Source organism: Micromonospora sp. NPDC002389, assembly GCF_040296095.1.
Lineage (GTDB): Bacteria > Actinomycetota > Actinomycetes > Mycobacteriales > Micromonosporaceae > Micromonospora.
The window spans coordinates 108,209-127,103 of record NZ_JBEOWP010000003.1 but is presented as its reverse complement, the minus strand read 5'-3'; the positions used below and the strand labels follow the sequence as shown (position 1 = coordinate 127,103).

The following is an 18,895-nucleotide window of genomic DNA, read 5'->3' as shown; positions in this document are numbered from 1 at the left end:
CCCCCACTCACGCTGACCCCTCCCGCCGCCCGCACCTCCCCTGTTGATCAAGAGGTTTGGGCGCGGATGCCGAGGAGATCCCCGCCGAAACCTCTTGATCAACACGCCGGTCCCGGGGCCGTTGCCGCTCGGCGGGGCGGCGGGGCAGGTGGAACCTCCTGCTGTCGGTGCCGTCCTCGACGCCTGTCGAGCTGACCCGGGTGTGCTGTCGCGCGTGGGGGTGTGGTGCGCGTGGGGGTGTGGTGTCGAGGGCTGGGACGGGGGCGGCGGGGTGGGCGGGGACTCGCCGATGATGGGCGCATGGGGAAGACGTACGCGCGCATCGACGGCCGGCTGCGGGACTTCATCGAGGCCCAGCCGATGTTCTTCACCGCGACCGCGCCGCTGGCCGGCGACGGCACGGTCAACCTGTCGCCGAAGGGCCTGCGCGGGTGCCTGGTGGTGCTCGACGAGCTGACCGTGGCCTACCTCGACTTCGCCGGCAGCAACGCCGAGACCATCGCCCACCTGCGGGAGAACGGCCGGATCACGCTGATGTGGTGTGCCTTCTCCGGTCCGCCGTCGATCGTGCGGGTCCACGGGCGGGGCGAGCCGGTGTTCCGCGACGACCCCCGCTTCCCGGGGCTGCTGGCCCGCTTCCCGGACATCGACAGCGCCGACCACGGGCTGCGGGCGATCATCGTGGTGCACGCCCGGCTGATCCGCGACACCTGCGGGTTCGCGGTGCCGCTGATGACCTACGACGCCGACCGGGACCTGCACGGCCGCCGGTTCGCCCGGGAGGACGACGCGTCGTTGGACGCCTACTTCGCGGGCAAGGACGACGTCGCCACCAGCATCGACGGCCTGCCCGGGCTGCCGCTGCCCCTGCCGCCCACGCCCCGGGCCGGTTGATCACGGCGCGCCGCTGCCCACCGGCCCCGGCCTGGTGCGCGCGACGGCTACGATTCCCGCTGGCGGCGACGGTCCGCCGAGACGACCCGGCGGGCGGACCCGACCGGGTACGCGCTGCGGCCCGCTACCCTTGACCCGTACCCGCCGTGCTGCGGGACGTCACGACGCGGCCACGGGGAATGGCGCGGCGACGGCGGACCGTTACACCGATAGGACCAGCACCACCACAGAGGGGAAGTCGATCATGGGCGAGCGTATGCTGCGCGGTAGCCGACTGGGCGCGGTCAGCTACGAATCCGATCGCAACACGGAGCTCGCGCCGCGGCAGACCCGCGAGTACCTGTGCGCCAAGGGTCACCAGTTCGAGGTGCCGTTCGCCGTCGACGCCGAGGTGCCCACCACCTGGGAGTGCAAGTTCGACGGCAGCGTGGCCCGGCTGGTCGACGGCAGCGAGCCGGAGCAGAAGAAGGCCAAGCCGCCGCGTACGCACTGGGACATGCTGCTGGAGCGGCGCTCGATCGCCGAGCTGGAGGACATCCTCGCCGAGCGGCTCCAGGAGGTCCGCACCCGCCGCGGTCGCGCCTGAGCAGTCACCACCGGCGCCCCGGGAGATGATCTCCCGGGGCGCCGTCGTGCGTGCGGGTCGCGCTCAGCGCGGCTCGACGATCTCGCCCTCGATGGCGCGGCCGTCGTCGACCACCGGCGTCACCGGCTGCTGCTGTTGCGGCGGGGTCTGCGGCGCGGGGGCGGGCTGCTCGCCGGCCGGCTGCTGCGGTGCACCCCGGTAGACATGCACCCGGCGTGGCCCGAACAGGTCACCGGCGGTCATCGACGACACCCGGCGCTCGGCGGAACGTTGGATGCCGCCACGGGCGATCCGGCGCACCGGCGGCACCAGTAGCACTACCCCCACCACGCCGCTGACCAGGCCCGGGGTGGCCAGCAGCAGCGCGCCGAGCAGCCCGATCAGCCCGTCGGTGACCTGGCCGCCGGGGGGCCGGCCGGACTGCGCCGCGTCCCGGAAGCCCCGCCAGGCCCGGATCCCCTCGCGGCGTAGCAGGACCAGTCCCAGCAGCGAGGCCGCGAACACCAGCAGCGTCGCCGCGCCGAAGCCGATCGCCCGGCCCACCACCACGAACACGGCCAGTTCCGCTGCCAGGGACACCAGCAGGGCCAACGGTACGAACTTCACTGTCCGGCGCATCTCACCCCATCCGCCTCACGGCGCTCGTCTTCGGACGGCGCGCCCGGCGGGGCGCAGCCGTCCCGTCCGTCAAGCATGACACGCTCCGGCTCATGGCCAGCGGGCCCGCCCCACCGTCGCCGCCTGCCAACCCTGCCGCACCGCGCTACGCCGGTCGCGTACCGCCCAGCCGGTGATGCGCCACAGCGCCTCGGCCACGATCAGCGGACTCATCTTGCTGTCGCCGCGTTCCCGCTCGGCGAACGTGATCGGCACCTCGACGATGCGCGCCCCGGCGCGGTGCGCCAACCGGGACAGCTCCACCTGGAACGAGTACCCCTGCGAACACACCGACTCCAGGTCCACCGCGTCGAGCACACCCGCCCGGTACACCCGGTAGCCGCCGGTGGCGTCGGCCACCGGCATGCCCAGCGCCAGCCGCGCGTACAGGTTGCCGCACCGCGACAGCAGCAGCCGCCGCAGCGGCCAGTTCAGCACCCGGGCGCCCCGGGTCCACCGCGACCCGATCACCACGTCGGCGTGGCGGGCGGCGGCCAGCAGCGCCGGCAGGTCCTCCGGGGCGTGCGAGCCGTCGGCGTCCATCTCCACCACCGCGTCGTAGCCGCGCTGGCGCGCCCACGCGAAACCCGCCAGGTACGCCGCACCGAGGCCCTGCTTACCCTCCCGGTGCAGCACGTGCACGTGCGCATCGCCGCGGGCCAGACCGTCGGCGATGCGGCCGGTGCCGTCGGGGCTGTTGTCGTCGGCGACGAGGATCTCCACCTGCGGCGCGGCGTCACGGACCCGCCGCACGATCGCGCCGACGTTGTCGGCCTCGTTGTAGGTCGGGATGACCACCAGCACCCGACCCACGCCGGGTACCCCGGTCGCGGCCGGGCGGATGTCTGTCCTGCGCATCACCGCTGCCCCTCTCCGGGCAGCCGCCGGTCATCCGGTTCGGCCGCCCCACCGGCGCCGCACCAGGGCCGCCCCGACCAACGCGGCCACGGACAGCCCGGCCAGCACCACCTCGGGCAGCACCCCGACCCGGGTGGCGGGGGTGCGCCCCTCGGTCAGCCGCAGCTCACGCACCACGACCGCCTGGGTGTTGAACCCGGTGGCGTCGCTTACCCGCCCGTCCGGGGAGACGAACCCGGACACTCCGACCGTGGAGGCCATCAACGCGGGCCGACCGTGCTCGACCGCCCGCAACCGGACCATCGCCAACTGCTGGCGGGCCTCGGCCTCGTCGAAGGTGGCGTTGTTGGTCTGCACGACCAGCAGCTGCGCCCCACCGACCACGGTGTCGCGCACCAGCCCGTCGTAGGCCACCTCGAAGCAGATCACGTCGCCGAGCACGGCCGCCGGGGTCCGCACCAACCCCGGTTCGGTGCCGGCCACGAAGTCGGCGCGGACCCGGTCGACCTGGTCGCTGACCATCCGGGCGATACGGCGCAGCGGCACGTACTCGGCGAACGGCACCGGATGCCGCTTGATGTAGAGCTGCTCCAGGTCGGGGCCGCTGCCCGGACGCCACAGCAGCCCCGCGTTGCGCACCTGCCCCTGCTCGGGGCCGGTCAGCACTGCGCCGACCAGGATCGGTACGCCGATCGCGTCGGCGGCCTCGGAGATGCGGATGTTGGCCGACTGGTTGCGCAGCGGGTCGATGTCGCTGGAGTTCTCCGGCCACACCACCAGGTCCGGTCGGGCCCGGGTACCGGCGGCCACCTCACCGGCCAGGGCGACGGTGGCGTTCACGTGGTTGTTCAGCACCGCCTGCCGTTGGGCGTTGAAGTCCAACCCGAGACGCGGCACGTTGCCCTGCACGATCGCCACGGTCACCGTGTCACCGGTGGCCACGGTGCTCACCGGCACCAGCAGCCCCCCACCGAACAGCAGCACCAGCGCCGCCGCGCATCCGGCGGCCGGACGCCACCGACCGGTGCCGGTGGCGTCGCGCCAGGCCCGCACCGTCCACCACACGCCGGCCACCAGCAGCCCACCGGCCGTGGCGACGGCGAACGTCACCAGCGGGGCACCGCCGACGGCGGCCAACCCCAGCAGCGGGGAGCCGTCCTGGCCGAACGCCAGCCGCCCCCACGGGAACCCCCCGAACGGGGTGCGGTCCCGCAGCGCCTCCTGCCCCACCCACAGCACACCGGTCAGCGCCGGCCACCCCGTCGGGTACCGGTCGGCCAGCGGCGACACCCACGCGGTGCCCAGGCCCAGCAGCGCCAGGTAGCCGGCCTGCAACAGCGACAGCAGCACCCACGGCAGGTAGCCGGTGTGCAGGTTCGTCCAGGACAGCAGCGGCGCGAACAGCGCCAGCCCGGTCAGGAAACCCAGACCCGCGCCGGCCCGCAGCCGCCGCCGGTGCGTCGCGGCGGCCAGCAGCGCCACCCCGACCGGCGCCAACGGCCACCACCCGTACGGCGGGAACGCCACCAGCAGCGCCAACCCGGCGGCCACCGCCATCACCACCGCCACCGGCAGAGGCAGCGGCTGGGGCGTACCGTCGGGCCGGAAGGCGGTGGGCCGGACGGTGTCGGCGCGGTCCGCAGTCGTCACGGGGGCGTCAGGCGGGGTCACGCGCCGAAGGCTACCCGCCCGGCGGCCCCCGACGCCGACGCGGTCACCGGCCTCGTCGCCGCCGATGACCGCGCGCCCTGCTCCCGCCGCTGCGGCGGCCGCGAGGGGTGCCTCAGCGGCGACGGGCCACCAGCACCGCGTCGTGAATGACCACGTCCCGGCCGTCGTGCACCGCCGACCGGGGGCGGCTCTGCGTCACCAGCACCTCGAACCGCTGCGGGTCCAGGTCCGCGGCGACCTGCTCGGCGGTGAACATCATCTCCGGGTAGCGGGCGCGGTGACCGCCGACGTGCGTGTCACCCGGATCGTGTCCGACGATCAGCAGCCGCCCGCCCGGGGCCACCGCCTCGGCCAGCCGCGCGAACATCTCCCGCCGCGCTTCCGGCGGAAGCTGCATGAACTGCGCCGACACCAGGTCGTACGCGCCCGGCGGCGGCGACCAGCTCAGCAGGTCCGCGTGCGTGAACTCGATGCGGGCGGCCACCTGGTCACCGGCGTCCCGCGCGTGCCCGGCGGCCCGCTCCAAGGCGGTCGCGGAGATGTCCACGCCGGTCACCTGCCAGCCCTGTTCGGCCAGCCACACCGCGTCGGCGCCCTCGCCGCTGCCCACGTCCAGCGCCCGGCCCGGCGTGGTGCCCGCCACCTCGGCGACGAGCTGCGGGTTGGGTCGGCCGCTCCACATCGACGTCCGGGACCGGTACCGCTCCTCCCAGGCCGCCTCGGTGAACATCTCCTCCCGCTGCCGGCGACGCGCGTCCACGGCACGCCGGGTGTCCTCCTCGACCAGGTCGGCGTTGATCGCCGCCCCGGCCGTCAGGCCCGCCCCGGCGGCCCGGATCACCTGCGCGGCCACGTCGGTGACGTTGCCGGCCACCCACACCCCCGGCACGGCGGTGGCGCCGGTCGCGTCGGCCGCGATGCGCCGGCCGATCACGTGCCCGGACATCTCCACGTCCTCCGGGACCAGACCGAGCGAGGTCAGCAGCGCCGACCGGGCGGTCATCCCCGTCGCCACCACCAGCGCGTCCAGCGCCACGACCTCCCCGGAGGCCAGCCGTACTCCGGTGAGCCGGTCATCGGTCACCGTCACGCCCGTCACCTCACCCGGCACCACCCCGACGTCGCGGGCGGCCAACCGCTCGGCCTGCTCGGCGTCCGGCGTCGGCCCCTCGTGCGTCAGCACCAGCACGTGCGGGCTCCACTGCCGCCACAGCAGCGCCTGGTGCACCGCCAGCGGCCCGGTCGCCAACACCCCGATGCGCCGGTCCCGCACCTCCCACCCGTGGCAGTACGGGCAGTGCAGCACGTCCCGGCCCCACCGCTGCGCCAACCCCGGCACCGGCGGCAACTCGTCGACCAGGCCGGTGGTGACCAGCAGCCGCCGCGCCCGGACCCGCCGGTCGCCGTCGACGGTCACCACGAAGTCGTCCCGGTCGCGGGTCACCGCCTCGACCCGCCCGTCCACGACGTGCCCTCCGTGCCCGGTGACCTCGGCACGACCGGTCGCCGTCAACTCCGCCGGCGGCGTACCCTCCCGACCCAGATAGTTGTGCACCCGGTCGGCGGGGGCGTTGCGGGGCGCTCCGGCGTCCACCACCAGCACCGAGCGGCGCGCCCGCGCCAGGGCCAGCGCCCCGGCCAGCCCGGCCGCGCCGCCGCCGACCACCACCACGTCGTATCCGTCGTCCATGCGTACCCCCTCGTGACCTGCTCCGGCACCCACGCTGCACCCCACCCGTCGAAACGACAAGTAATGTTGCTGTTATGGCAAACGACGAGGCGACGGTGCTCGCGGAGGTCGGCCCCCGGCTCCGGGCCCTGCGCAAACACCGCGGCACCACCCTGAGCGAACTCGCCGACACCACCGGCATCTCCGTCAGCACCCTGTCCCGACTCGAATCCGGCCACCGCCGCCCCACCCTGGAACTGCTCCTGCCGCTGGCCCGCGCCCACCAGGTGCCCCTGGACGAACTCGTCGGCGCACCCGCCGTCGGCGACCCCCGGGTGCGTCCCCGACCGATCGTCCGCCACGGCATGACGTTCCTGCCGCTGACCCGCCGCCCCGGCGGCGTCCAGGCGTTCAAGCAGATCCTGCCGCCGCACACCCCCACCGACCCGCAACCGGCGTCCCACGAGGGCTACGAATGGCTGTACGTGCTCTCCGGCCGCATCCGGCTGCGCCTGGGCGACAACGACCTGATCCTGCACCCCGGAGAGGTCGCCGAGTTCGACACCCGGGTGCCGCACTCCGTCGCCAACCCCGACCCGACCCCCGCCGAAGTCCTCAACCTCTACGGCCCGCAGGGCGAACGACTGCACGTGCGGGCCCGACCCGCCGCCGACTGAGCACACGAAATCGGGGCGCGGCATACGCCGCGCCCCGATGCTCCCAGGCCCTTCCCAGCCGGTGCGGCGGGAATGAGGCACCCCGACCTTCGGACCGACCGGACGGTGACTGGCTGTCCCCGTCGGGCCGTTGTCTACTGGCCGTGCACCCCACCCTGCCCGTACACCGGTAACCGCGGCCGGTTCGCGCCGCCCCGCCGACCCCCGCCCGCTGGACCTGGCCGCCGCGACAAACCGTCGCTCGGCCAGCGGACGAAGGGACGAAGCGAACAACAGCCGCTTCCCGTGGTAGGACTCAAAGACGGTACGTGGCGCACCCCCGGCCTTGTCAACCCACCCCCGACGAGTCGCCGCACCGGCACGGCGTGTCGCGCTCACCGTCACCGTCCGAAACCGACCCGACACCGGTCACGCCGAGGTCAGCGGCCCCACCAGGGCCCGCGCCGCCCCCGGATGCTCCGCCGCCAACAACCCCGCCGCCGCCAACACGTAGTCCGAGTCCACCACCGCCCGCGCCGCCCTCGGCACCGCCCACCCACCCGCGTGATCCCCCAACACCGCCTGCCACACCGGCGTCACCTCACCGTCGCGGGCATGCCGCAACACCCCACCCGAACCCACCAGCAACCGCACGTCCCGCAGGTCCCGACCGGCCCGCTCACCGGTCCCCACACCCCGGGCGTGCCGCCGCACCGCCACCGTCGCCGCCAACGCCGCCAACCGGCCGTCCCACACCCGCCCCGCCGCGTCCACCGGCAGGAAACCCGGATCGGCGGCCCGCACCGCCGCCGCAGCCACCAACGCGTCCCGCTCGCCGTCGGCCACCAGCCGCTCCTCCACGGCGGCCCGCACCACCCCCGGCGCGCTCCACCGCATCCCCAGATCCCCCTCCACCGTCCGCGCCCGCCACAACGCCCCGGCCACCTCCCGACCCGGCCCGTCGGCCCGCTCGTCCGGAGTCAACACCGAGTACACGTCCGTGGTGGCACCCCCCACGTCCACCACCACCAGATCGCCACCGGCCGCCTCCGCCAACACCTCCACCCCGGTCAGCACCGCGTCCGGCGTCGCCGCCCGCACCAGCCGCGCGAACCGCGACCCCCGCGACAACCGCTTACCGCCGATCACGTGCCGCAGGAACACCTGCCGGATCGCCGACCGCGCCGACACCGGCGACAACACCCCGATACGCGGCAACACGTTGTCGGCCACCGTCACCGGCACCCCCGCCCCGGCCAACACCGCCGCCAACTCCTCGCGCACGTCGACGTTGCCCGCCAATACCACCGGCACCCGCCACCGCGCCCGCGCCAACCGCGTCGCGTTGTGGGTCAGCGTCTCGGCGTCCCCACCGTCAGTGCCACCCACCAGCAACACCACGTCCGGCCGCGCCGCCCGCAACCCGGCCAGCTCCGCCCGCCCCAACCGGCCGGCGGACACGTGCACCACATCGGCCCCCGCCGACAACCCCACCCGCCGGCCCGCCTGCGCGGTCACCAACGGCTCGTACCCCACCACCGCCAACCGCAGCCCACCACCGGCCGACGAACACACGAACCACGGCACCTCCCGCCGCGCACCCACCCCGGCCGCCGCCACCGCCGCGTCCAAGCCGTGCACCACGTCCGTACCCACCGTCGTCGGCACCGACGCCGCCGCGACCAACCCGCCGCCGGCCAGGTCGACCACCGCCACCTTCGTGAACGTCGACCCGACGTCGGCGCAGACCGCGACACTCATACCGGCGCGGGCACGACCACCGTGCCGGTCGCCGACACCGCCACCACCGGCACCTCCAACACCTCCGCCGCCGACTCACCCCGATCCGGCCGCCCCCGACACACCACCCGCGCCTCGAAGTCCAACGTGCGGCTACGGGTACCCACCCGCGTCACCGTCGCCACCACCTCCAGCACGTCACCGGCCTTCATCGGCGCCCGGAACTGCACATCCGAGTACGACGCGAACAACCCCTCGTCCCCGTCCGTGCGGATACACACCTCCGTGGCCACGTCACCGAACAACCCCAACGCGTACGCCCCGTCGACCAGGTTCCCCGCGTAATGCGCGTGCGCGTACGGCACATACCGCCGATGCGTCACCGTCAACCCCACCCGAGGATCCGTCATGCCGCCCCCACCTTCCGACCCGTCACCAACGCGTGCACCAGAAACGACGCCACCTCACCCGGCGTGGTGCCGCGACCGAAGATCCGATCCACGCCCAACTCGGCGGCCTGCGACTCGTCGAACCGCGGCCCACCCACGATCAGCAACGGCCGCCGCCCCGCCGGCATCGCCTCCCGGAACGCCGCCGACATCTCCCGCGTGTTGTGCAGATGCGCGTCCCGCTGCGTCACCACCTGCGACACCAACACCGCATCCGCCCGCGCCGCCCGCGCCGCCTCCACCAACTCCGGCACACTCACCTGCGCACCCAGGTTCGTCACCGACAACTCCCGGTAGTACTCCAGGCCCTTCTCCCCCGCGATCCCCTTCACGTTCAGGATCGCGTCGATGCCCACCGTGTGCGCGTCCGTGCCGATACACGCCCCCACCACCGACAACTTCCGCCGCAACCGCCGCTTCACCACCGCGTTGACCTCCTTGGCCGACAGCAGCGGAAAGTCCCGCTCCACCACCTGCACCGCCGACAGGTCCACCAGATGGTTCACCCGCCCGTACACCACGAAGAACGTGAACCCGTCACCCATCTGCTTCGCGTGCACCAACAGCGCCGGATCCATCCCCATCCGGTTCGCCAACTGGATCGCCGCACCCTCGGCCCGCTTGTCGTGCGGCACCGGCAACGTGAACGACACCTGCACCATGCCGTCACCCGTGGTGTCCCCGTACGGCCGCACCACCGGACCCTGCGCCCCGCTCACGCCACCGCCTCCAGGATCTCCGTCGCCGGGTTGTAGTAGTCGGCCTCGTGCGCCGCCACCCCCTCCAGCCCCTTACCCCGATCCGCCGGCCGCTTCATGATCCCGAACGTGCCCTCGGCGATCGCCGTCAACAACGACCGCTCACCGATGCGCTCCAACAACGCCACCGCCTCACCCAGCACGTGGTGCGCCCGCTGCTGGATGAACCCACCCGGCGCCGGCACGAAGTCCTCGTGCAACCCACCGGCGGCACCCAACACGTACCGCACGTTCTGCAGGGCGATGTCCCGGTCCGACAACCACGGCGTCACCACCGCCTCCGTCATCATCCCCACCAGCAGGATCCCCTGCCCCGTCATGGCACCCACGAGGTTGAAGAACCCGTCCAGCAGATTGCCCCGGAACACGTCACCGGTCATGTGCTTCGTCGGCGGCATCCACTTCAACGGCGCATCCGGGAACAACTCCCGCGCCAACAACGCGTGCGCCAACTCCAACCGGAACGACTCCGGCACCTCCGGATTGATCTCGAACGCGTGCCCCAGCCCCAACTGCCAGTCCGCCAACCCCGCCTCGTGCGCGAAGTACTCGTTCAGCAACTGCGACACCGTCACCGTGTGCGCCTCGTCCACCGCATCCGCCGTGGTCAGGTAGTTGTCCTCACCGGTGTTGATGATGATCCCCGCCCGCGCGTGCACCTGCCGCGAGAACCGCTGGTCCACGAACGTCCGGATCGGATTGATATCCCGGAACAGAATCCCGTACATCGAATCGTTGAGCATCATGTCCAGCCGCTCCAGACCCGCAAGCGTCGCCATCTCCGGCATGCACAACCCCGACGCGTAATTCGTCAACCGCACATACCGGCCCAACTCCCGCGACGACTCGTCCAACGCCGCCCGCATCAACCGGAAGTTCTCCTGCGTCGCGTACGTCCCCGCGAACCCCTCCCGGGTCGCCCCCTCCGGCACGTAGTCCAACAACGACTGCCCCGTCGACCGGATCACCGCGATCACATCCGCACCCGCCCGCGCCGCCGCCTGCGCCTGCGGAATGTCCTCGTAGATGTCCCCCGTCGCCACGATCAGATACACCCACGGCCGCCGCACCGGATCCCCGAACCGCCGCACCAACCGATCCCGCTCCGCCCGACGCCGATCGATACGCCGCACCCCCGCCGCCACCGCCCGCCGCGCCGCCCGCCGCGCCACCGACGCCGACTTCCCCGACGGCACCACGAACCGCACCGCACCCGCAGCCGCCTTCTGCGCCAGCAACGTCACATCCGAGATCTCCTCGCGCGCCAACGCCTCGAACACCGGCACCGCCACCCCGTGCCCCAACCCCACATCCGCCACCACCGCATCCACCAACCGGTTCACCCACGGAATACCGTCCGGATCGGCACCCGCCACCCCGGCCAACCGCAACACCGCACGCTCCACCGACACCGTGGTGTGCCCCCGCGCCAACTCCACCACCGGCTGCCCGACCCGCCGCGCCAACTCCCGCGCCCGCGCCACCACCACCGGATCCAGATCCAGCTTCCCGCCCGAGAACCCACTCACCTGCGTCACGACGACCCTTCCTCGTAGATCACCTCACCGCGCAACACCGTCGCCCGGCACACCGGCAACGGCGTCGGATCCTGCACCCCCCGCACCTGCGGATCCTCGGCCTCCAACACCGGCAACCCCCGCGCCACCCCCGCCGGCGACGACCACACCGCGAACGTCGCCGGCGCCCCCAACGCCAACACCCCCTCACTGTCCCGATGCACCGCCCGCCAACCACCCCGCGTATGCGCCGCGAACGCCGCCCGCACACTCATCCGCTGCACCGGGTTGTGATGCGCCACCGCCGCCCGCACCGACCCCCACGGATCCAACGGCGTCACCGGCGAATCCGACCCGAACGCCAACGCCACCCCCACCCCGTGCATCGCCCCCATCGGATTCGACGCCAACGACCGCGCCAACCCCAACCGCGCCTCGTACATCCGACCCGCGCCACCCCACAACCGGTCGAACGCCGGCTGCATCGACGCCACCACCCCGAACTCCACGAACCCCGCGATCAACCGCCGATCCACGATCTCCGCGTGCTCGATCCGATGCCGCGCCGCACGCACCCGCTCCGTCCCCAACTTCTCCGCCGCCCCCGCGAACCCCGCCAACACCGTCGCGATCGCCGCATCCCCGATCGCATGGAACCCGCCCTGCATCCCCTGCGCCGCACAGTCCAACAAATGATCACGAACCTGCTCCGCCGTCAGATACCCGTGACCACACCCCTCCCCGTCCACGTACGCCGCCGACACGTGCGCCGTCCGCGACCCCAACGCCCCGTCCGCGAACAGATCCCCACCCGCACCCACCGCACCCAACTCCCGCGCCCGCACCGCACCACCCAACTCACCCCAGTACCCGTACACCTCCGGCACCCCCGCACCCGACAGCGCCAACAGGCCCGTGAAGTCCTCCTCGTCCGAGATCTCCGGCCCACCGCACTCGTGCACCGCCGCGATCCCCAACGACGCCGCATGCCGCAACGCCACCCGCTGCGCCGCCACCCGCTGCGCCCGCGACACCGACCCCCTCGCCACCGCCCGCACCACGTGATGCGCGTCCCGCCGCAACCACCCCGACGCGTCGAACCCCGGCGCCGCCACCGCCTCCGGACACGCCGCCAACAACGCCGACGACACCAGCGCCGAATGGATCGACGCCTGCGACAGGTACACCCGCCGCCCACCGGCCGCCCGATCCACCTCCACCGCATCCGGCGGCACCGGCACCGACCACGTCGACTCGTCCCACCCGTGCCCCAACACCACCGCGTCCGCCGGCAACCCCGCCGCGAACGCCGCCACCGCCGCCAGCAACTCCTCCGCCGAGCGCACCCCGGACAGATCCAGCCCCGACAACGCCAACCCGGTGTCACTCACGTGCACGTGCGCGTCCACGAACGCCGGCGTCACCAACGCCCCACCCAGATCCACCACCCGGTCCGCAGCCGGCGCGTCCGCCCCGGCCCCCAACCAGACGATCCGCCCGTCCCGCACCAACAGGGCCGTCGCGGAGGGATCCGCCGGGCAGTGCAACACGCCGGCCCGATACAACGTCGAGGGGTTCATCGTCATGACCTCAGTCTGCCGCCAGCCGGGCCTCGAAGAGCCCACGCACCCCCGGCACGTCACGCAGCAGCCCCAACGCCAACTCCGCGTGCCCCGGCACGTACCCGTTACCCACCAGCATCGTCACGTCCGCCGCCAGACCCTCCGCGCCCAACGCCGCCGCCGCGAAACTCGTCGCCATCGAGAAGAACACCACCGTGCCACCGTCCGCGGTCGCCAACACCGCACCGTGCTCACACCCCGGCACGTCCACGCAGACCACCGTCACGTCCGCCGGCACCCCCAACGCCGACGTCACCGCCACCGACAACCCCACCGGATCCCGCGCGTCGGCCACCACCACCTCGTCGGCCAGGCCCGCCGCCACCAACGCGTCGCGCTCCGCGACCACCGGCACCACCCCGACCGTACGACCCGCACCCGCCCGCCGCGCCGCCGCCAACGACAACGAACCGCTCTTGCCCGCACCACCGACCACCGCCACGGTGACCGGCCCGAAGCCCGCCGGCCGCTCCGCCACGTACCGCCGCACCACCCGCTCGGTCAACGCCGGAGCCCCACACACGTCCAGCACCGCCAACGACAACTGCGGATCAAGGTCCTCCGGCAGCACCGCCGCGATCGACCGGGCGAACAGGATCGCCCACCCCTCACACGGCACCTGCTCGCTGAGCCCGTCCCACCGCGCCAACCCGTCGGTGATCACCAGCGGCGTCAGCGTCAACGACACCAGGGTCGCCACCCGCTCGCCGGCCTTGAACCCCAACGGCGAACGCCGACCCGCCTGCGCCACCGTGCCGATCAACATCCCGCCCGACCCGGTCACCGGGTTCTGCATCTTGCCGCGCGTCGCGATGATGTCCAGCACCTCGGCGCGTACCGCGTCCCCGTCACCACCGTGCTTGTCCCGCAGCTGGCGGAAACTCGCCGCGTCCAGGTTCAGCCGCTCGACCGAGATCCGCACCTCGTTCGGGCCGATCTCCGACCGCGCGTCCAACCGCCAGGCCGCCTGCGGCAGCACCCCCGCCGGTTCCACGACCCGGTGCAGACCTACTGGTGACGTCACGCCAACCTCCCTGTCCGACCGCCCGAAGCCCCGACATCAACTCGCATGACGGGAAAACTTCCGGCAGAATAATTCCTGTACCGAATATTTTCCAGTAACCTTCGGTCCGCTGACGAACCCGGACCGACCGACACCCAGGTCGGACGACCACCGACACACCCGCAGGAGGGGCCGTGACCCAGACCCAACCGCCGGTGCACTCCACCCCGGCAACACCCGAGCCGGCCCCCACCACCGCACTGACCGGCCAGCCCTACGAATACCGCCGCCACCGCCTCGTCGAACCCGACTGGACCCGCTTCCCCGGCTGGCGTCACGTCACCCGCGACCAGTGGGAAAGCGCCCAGTGGCAGCGCGTCAACTGCGTCAAGAACATCAAGCAACTCCGCACCCTGCTCGGCGACACCGTCGACGAGCACTTCTACGCCGACCTCGAAGCCGACCAACGCGCCCTGGCCACCATGTCCATGCTCGTACCACCCCAAATGATCAACACCATGGTGCCGGACGCCCCACCCACCACCGAGACGCTGCTGGCCGACCCGATCCGGCGATACATGATCCCCGTCGCCTCGGACCGCCGCACCGACTGGCCCTCCCACCCGTACGCCACCCGCGACTCACTGCACGAACACGACATGTGGGTCGCCGAGGGCCTCACCCACCGCTACCCCACCAAGGTCCTCGCCGAACTGCTCTCCACCTGCCCCCAGTACTGCGGGCACTGCACCCGCATGGACCTGGTCGGCAACTCCACCCCCGCCGTCGACAAGCTCAAACTCACCCTCAAGCCCGTCGACCGGTACGACGCCCACATCACCTACCTCAAGGCCCACCCCGGCGTACGCGACGTCGTGGTCTCCGGCGGCGACGTGGCCAACGTCCCGTGGCGCAACCTCGAGTCGTACCTGATGCGCCTGCTGGAGATCGAGACCATCCGCGACATCCGGCTCGCCACCAAGGCGCTCATGGGCCTGCCCCAGCACTGGTTGCAGCCCGACGTCGTGGAGGGGCTGGAGCGGGTCGCCCGCACCGCCGCCCGACGGGGCGTCAACCTGGCCATCCACACCCACGTCAACCACGCCCAGTCGCTCACCCCACTGGTCGCCAAGGCCACCCAGACCGCCCTCGACGTCGGCGTACGCGACGTGCGCAACCAGGGCGTGCTGATGCGCGGCGTCAACGCCAGCACCACCGACCTGCTCGACCTCTGCTTCGCGCTCCAGGGCGAGGCGGGCATCCTGCCGTACTACTTCTACATGTGCGACATGATCCCCAACGCCGAGCACTGGCGGGTCCCGGTCTGGCACGCCCAGCAGCTCCAGCACGACATCATGGGCTACCTGCCCGGCTACGCCACCCCCCGGATCGTCTGCGACGTGCCCTTCGTCGGCAAGCGCTGGGTGCACATGGTCACCGAGTACGACCGCGAACGCGGCATCTCCTACTGGACGAAGAACTACCGCACCTCCATCGAGTCCGCCGACCTGGAGGCCCTCAACAAGCGGTACGCGTACTACGACCCGATCGACACCCTGCCGGAGGCCGGCCAGCAGTGGTGGCAGACCCACCGCGACGACTGACCGGACCCGGCGTAGCCCGGTCGGTACCTCCTCCACCGACCCACGCCACGCCGCGAAGCGGGCCACCGGAACAATCCGGCGGCCCGCTTCGGCGTACGTACGGTCACTTCTTGGTGAATGCGTCCTTGGCGTCGCGGCCGGCGTCCTTGACCTTCTCACCGGCCTGACGGGTACGGGCCTCGGACCGCTCGCTGGCGCCCTCGGCACGCATGCGCTCGTTGTCGGTCATGTCGCCGACGCGCTCCTTGGCGGCGCCGCTCAGTTCCTCGACCTTGTTCTTCGCCTTGTCGGTGAAGCTCATGTCGCCTCCCTGCCTGCCTCGGCGGCGCAGCGATCCGCTGCGCTCCTCACGGTCGTGTCCCCTCACCCGATGATCTGAAACGGTTCGCGAAGCGGTGGTGCCGTGCACATCCGCTAGGGCATCCTAGGAAGCTAGGTGTGATGATTTTCGCTGGTCGCGCCCACCTCGGTGGGCTCCCTGCCTGCCCTGCGAGCCGCTGTCGAGCTGAACCGTCCCTGCTGTCGCCGGACCTTCTCTGCTGGGACCTCCTGTCCCGGTGCCTGCACCGGGTCGTGGATGGCCCGGGCCAGCATCCCGCCGCGCGGACCGGCGTCGGGGACGACAGGCCGCCCCGCGCTCGCCGCGCCAGCCGACGACGCAGCACCGCGCCGAGCAGCGACGAAAGCGACAGCAGGGACGACCAGTGACAACAGGAAGACCAGGGGACAGCAGGGATGCCTTCGGCACCGCAGCAGGCCCCTCACGAGCCGCCAGGACCGCACAAAACGCAGGGTTTGCACGATGTGCAAACCCTGCGTGGATTGCACGGACCCGCCGGTCGCCCGATCCGTCCGTGCCGTCAGCTCGACAGCGCCCGAACCCGTTAGGCGTAGGCGGCCGCGGGAGGCGCCATTGCCCAGGCACAAACGGCACCGTCCGGCGGAGAACAGGCCGCGACGGCCGGTGGTCTCCCCCGGTCTACTGCCTCGGAGTCGGCGCGAACGCCTTGAGGAAGGTGTCCACCGCCGCCCTCGACACGGCGCGCAGCTCGGCGTGGGGAATCCGCCGGGTGCCGAGGCCGGCCCGTGCGTCCATCGAGCCCGTGAGCAGCGCGACGAACTGTTCGGCGGCCAGCACGGGATCCGGCGTGTGCAGGTGACCGGCGACGGACAGCCGGGCGAGTCGGTCGGCCAGGGCTTCGGTGACCCGGCCCGCCGCCCGGGAGTGCACGATGTCGAGCAGGTCGGGGAACTGGTTGATCTCGGCGGAGAGCAGTCGGCGCAGGGCCCAGGATCGATCGGCGCAGTAACACTGGAGCAGCCGGAAGCCCACGTCCTCCAGAGTGTCGCGCAGGTCGTCGCCGCGTACGGTGAGCCGGTCGACGACAGCGAGGTTCTGGGTCAGGGCCTGGTCGGCGGAGGCGGCGATGGCCTCGCGCAGCAGCGTCTCCTTGTCACCGAAGTGGCTGTAGACCGTCGCCTTGGCCACGCCGGCCTCGGCCGCGATCACGTCCACCCCGGCCCTGGCGTAGCCCTCCCTGGCGAACACGAGGAACGCCGCGTCCAGGATCGCCTGCCGCTTGTCGATGCGGCCACGCGCCGCGACGGCTCCACTCACGTCGAGAGCATACCCGCGCGGCTATCGAACTAGACTTCTGAGTCTGGTAGAACAGCCTCATGAGTATGACGACGGGGGATGATCGGCTGGACGCCGCGCAGCGGCGGCTGGTCGGAGTGATCCTGCTCGGCGGAGCGCTGGGCATCCTCAACAGCACCATGGTGGCCGTCGGAATCGACCGGCTGGCCAGGGAATTCGACACCTCACTGGGCGTGATCGGGTGGGTGTCCACCGGGTTTCTGCTCGCCGTCACGGTGACCATCCCGGTGACCGGTTGGGCCGGTGACCGGTTCGGCGGGAGACGCATGTGGCTCGCCGGTCTCGGCCTGTTCGTGCTCGCGTCGCTCGCCTGCGGGCTGGCCTGGAACGCGGGAAGCCTGATCGCCTTCCGGGTGCTACAGGGCGTCGGCGCGGGGATCCTCGACCCGCTCGTGCTGACCCTGCTCGCCCGCACCGCCGGCCCGCGGCGCGCCGGACGGGTGATGGGTCTGATGGCCGCAGTGCTCTCGCTCGGCCCGGTGCTCGGCCCGGTGCTCGGCGGCGTCGTGGTGCAGGGCCTCGGCTGGCAGTGGATGTTCCTGCTCAGCGTGCCCGTCGGCGTGCTCGCGATCGCGCTCGCCCGCGCCGTGATGCCCACCGACCCACCGCAGGGCACGGCGACCCGACTCGACGTCGTCGGCGTGATGCTGCTCGGCCCGGGCTTCGCCGGTCTACTCCTGACGCTCTCCCAGGCAGCCGACCGCGCCGACTTCGTCACCTGGGCGGCACTGGTGCCGCTGACCGCCGGTGTCCTGTTGGTGGGCGGCTACGTGGTCCATGCGCTGCGTCGCGATCACCCTCTCGTCGACCTGCGGTTGTTCACGAGAGGTGGGTTCGCGGCGAGCGTCACGGTGATGGCGCTGAGCGGGGTCACGATGTACGCGTCGCTGGTCGTCCTCCCGCTGTACTTCCAGCAGGCGGGCGGGCACGGCGCGCTCGCGGCCGGGTTGCTGGTCGCCCCGCTCGGTATCGGCGGCGCACTCGCCGCGCCACTGGCCGGACGGGTCAGCGACCGCATCGGTTCCCGCAACCTCGCGCTGGCCGGTGGATTCCTTGCCGTCCTGCCGGCATTCGCGCTGACCAGGGTCGACATACGTACGCACGAGGTCTGGATCGTCCTGGCCGGGCTGGCCATCGGTGTCGGGCTGGGATTCGTCGGCCCACCCGCGATGGGGGCGCTGTACCGCACGTTGCCGCCGCCACTGGTGCCGCAGGGCAGTTCGGTGCTGTACATGCTCAACCAGTTCGGTGGCTCGGTAGGCGTCGCGGTCGTGGCGTTCGTCCTGGACACCGCAGGCGATCCGCTCACCGGTCTGCACGGCGTGTACTGGTTCCTTGCCGCCGCGATCGTCCTCCTGCTGGCCGTCGGCGCCCTGCTGCCCGGGCGGCCGACCACCGTGACCCCCGACGTCCCGGTGGCGGTGGGTGTCCGCTGAGGAACCTGGCGACCCGGCCGGAACGGGCGGAATCGGGGGGGGGGCGGACGCCGCCGCGCGGGGGGGGGCGGGGGGGCCCGCCAACAGGCAGCACCCCCCCCCGGCGGGGGGCGGCCGG

The 18,895-nt window shown here is 72.5% G+C and carries 17 protein-coding genes; 5 read left to right on the top strand and 12 right to left on the bottom strand.

The window, feature by feature from the left end; all coding sequences use genetic code 11:
- The first annotated feature begins 300 nt into the window (after positions 1-300).
- On the top strand, positions 301-894 hold the full coding sequence (locus ABT008_RS06730) for a pyridoxamine 5'-phosphate oxidase family protein (RefSeq protein ID WP_350694271.1): 594 nt from the start codon (positions 301-303) through the stop codon (positions 892-894).
- A gap of 244 nt (positions 895-1,138) precedes the next feature.
- Positions 1,139-1,480, top strand: coding sequence for an RNA polymerase-binding protein RbpA (locus tag ABT008_RS06725; protein ID WP_046564157.1), 342 nt, complete (start codon positions 1,139-1,141; stop codon positions 1,478-1,480).
- A 63-nt stretch (positions 1,481-1,543) separates the two neighbouring features.
- On the opposite strand, the gene ABT008_RS06720 is transcribed toward ABT008_RS06725, so the two are convergent.
- The 4 genes from ABT008_RS06720 to ABT008_RS06705 all read right to left on the bottom strand — a co-directional run bounded on the left by ABT008_RS06720 (position 1,544) and on the right by ABT008_RS06705 (position 6,356).
- Entirely contained in the window at positions 1,544-2,098 is a 555-nt protein-coding gene (locus tag ABT008_RS06720) for an FxsA family protein (protein WP_350694270.1), read from the bottom strand.
- A gap of 90 nt (positions 2,099-2,188) precedes the next feature.
- Entirely contained in the window at positions 2,189-2,995 is an 807-nt protein-coding gene (locus ABT008_RS06715) for a polyprenol monophosphomannose synthase (RefSeq protein WP_350694268.1), read from the bottom strand.
- Between the two features lie 30 nt (positions 2,996-3,025).
- Complete coding sequence (lnt, locus tag ABT008_RS06710; RefSeq protein WP_502890372.1) at positions 3,026-4,732, bottom strand: apolipoprotein N-acyltransferase; 1,707 nt, start codon at positions 4,730-4,732, stop codon at positions 3,026-3,028.
- Positions 4,733-4,778: 46 nt separating this feature from the next.
- A complete protein-coding gene (locus tag ABT008_RS06705; RefSeq protein ID WP_350694266.1) occupies positions 4,779-6,356 on the bottom strand; it encodes an FAD-dependent oxidoreductase in 1,578 nt (525 codons plus the stop codon).
- 74 nt (positions 6,357-6,430) lie between these two features.
- Here ABT008_RS06705 and ABT008_RS06700 point away from each other — a divergent pair, with 74 nt between their 5' ends.
- Positions 6,431-7,012 carry a helix-turn-helix domain-containing protein gene (locus ABT008_RS06700; protein WP_350694265.1) on the top strand — a complete coding sequence of 194 codons (582 nt, stop codon included), beginning with the start codon at positions 6,431-6,433 and terminating at the stop codon, positions 7,010-7,012.
- A gap of 408 nt (positions 7,013-7,420) precedes the next feature.
- On the opposite strand, the gene ABT008_RS06695 is transcribed toward ABT008_RS06700, so the two are convergent.
- From ABT008_RS06695 to kdd, 6 genes are read right to left on the bottom strand one after another with little or no spacing between them, the layout of a single operon-like run.
- Positions 7,421-8,752 carry a glutamate mutase L gene (locus tag ABT008_RS06695; RefSeq protein ID WP_350694263.1) on the bottom strand — a complete coding sequence of 444 codons (1,332 nt, stop codon included), beginning with the start codon at positions 8,750-8,752 and terminating at the stop codon, positions 7,421-7,423.
- The gene (gene kal, locus ABT008_RS06690) at positions 8,749-9,141 is read right to left on the bottom strand and encodes a 3-aminobutyryl-CoA ammonia lyase (RefSeq protein WP_350694262.1); all 393 of its coding nucleotides are present in this window, start codon (positions 9,139-9,141) and stop codon (positions 8,749-8,751) included. The genes ABT008_RS06695 and kal overlap by 4 nt, the downstream gene beginning before the upstream one ends.
- Complete coding sequence (kamE, locus tag ABT008_RS06685) at positions 9,138-9,899, bottom strand: lysine 5,6-aminomutase subunit beta (RefSeq protein ID WP_350694260.1); 762 nt, start codon at positions 9,897-9,899, stop codon at positions 9,138-9,140. The genes kal and kamE overlap by 4 nt, the downstream gene beginning before the upstream one ends.
- Positions 9,896-11,467: a lysine 5,6-aminomutase subunit alpha gene (gene kamD / locus ABT008_RS06680; protein ID WP_350694922.1), complete on the bottom strand. Its 1,572-nt coding sequence runs from the start codon at positions 11,465-11,467 to the stop codon at positions 9,896-9,898. The genes kamE and kamD overlap by 4 nt, the downstream gene beginning before the upstream one ends.
- 5 nt (positions 11,468-11,472) lie before the next feature.
- A complete protein-coding gene (locus ABT008_RS06675) occupies positions 11,473-13,035 on the bottom strand; it encodes an amidohydrolase (protein ID WP_502890371.1) in 1,563 nt (520 codons plus the stop codon).
- A gap of 10 nt (positions 13,036-13,045) precedes the next feature.
- The gene (gene kdd / locus ABT008_RS06670) at positions 13,046-14,101 is read right to left on the bottom strand and encodes an L-erythro-3,5-diaminohexanoate dehydrogenase (protein WP_350694257.1); all 1,056 of its coding nucleotides are present in this window, start codon (positions 14,099-14,101) and stop codon (positions 13,046-13,048) included.
- 173 nt (positions 14,102-14,274) lie between these two features.
- Here kdd and ABT008_RS06665 point away from each other — a divergent pair, with 173 nt between their 5' ends.
- Entirely contained in the window at positions 14,275-15,684 is a 1,410-nt protein-coding gene (locus ABT008_RS06665; protein WP_502890362.1) for a KamA family radical SAM protein, read from the top strand.
- 103 nt (positions 15,685-15,787) lie between these two features.
- Here ABT008_RS06665 and ABT008_RS06660 read toward each other — a convergent pair whose 3' ends face one another.
- Entirely contained in the window at positions 15,788-15,985 is a 198-nt protein-coding gene (locus tag ABT008_RS06660) for a CsbD family protein (RefSeq protein WP_350694255.1), read from the bottom strand.
- Positions 15,986-16,663: 678 nt separating this feature from the next.
- Positions 16,664-17,302 carry a TetR/AcrR family transcriptional regulator gene (locus ABT008_RS06655; RefSeq protein WP_350694253.1) on the bottom strand — a complete coding sequence of 213 codons (639 nt, stop codon included), beginning with the start codon at positions 17,300-17,302 and terminating at the stop codon, positions 16,664-16,666.
- Positions 17,303-17,361: 59 nt separating this feature from the next.
- Between ABT008_RS06655 and ABT008_RS06650 the strand changes: the two genes are divergently transcribed.
- Positions 17,362-18,777 (top strand): DHA2 family efflux MFS transporter permease subunit, encoded by a 1,416-nt coding sequence (locus ABT008_RS06650; protein WP_350694252.1) that lies wholly within the window; start codon positions 17,362-17,364, stop codon positions 18,775-18,777.
- Positions 18,778-18,895 lie beyond the last annotated feature (118 nt).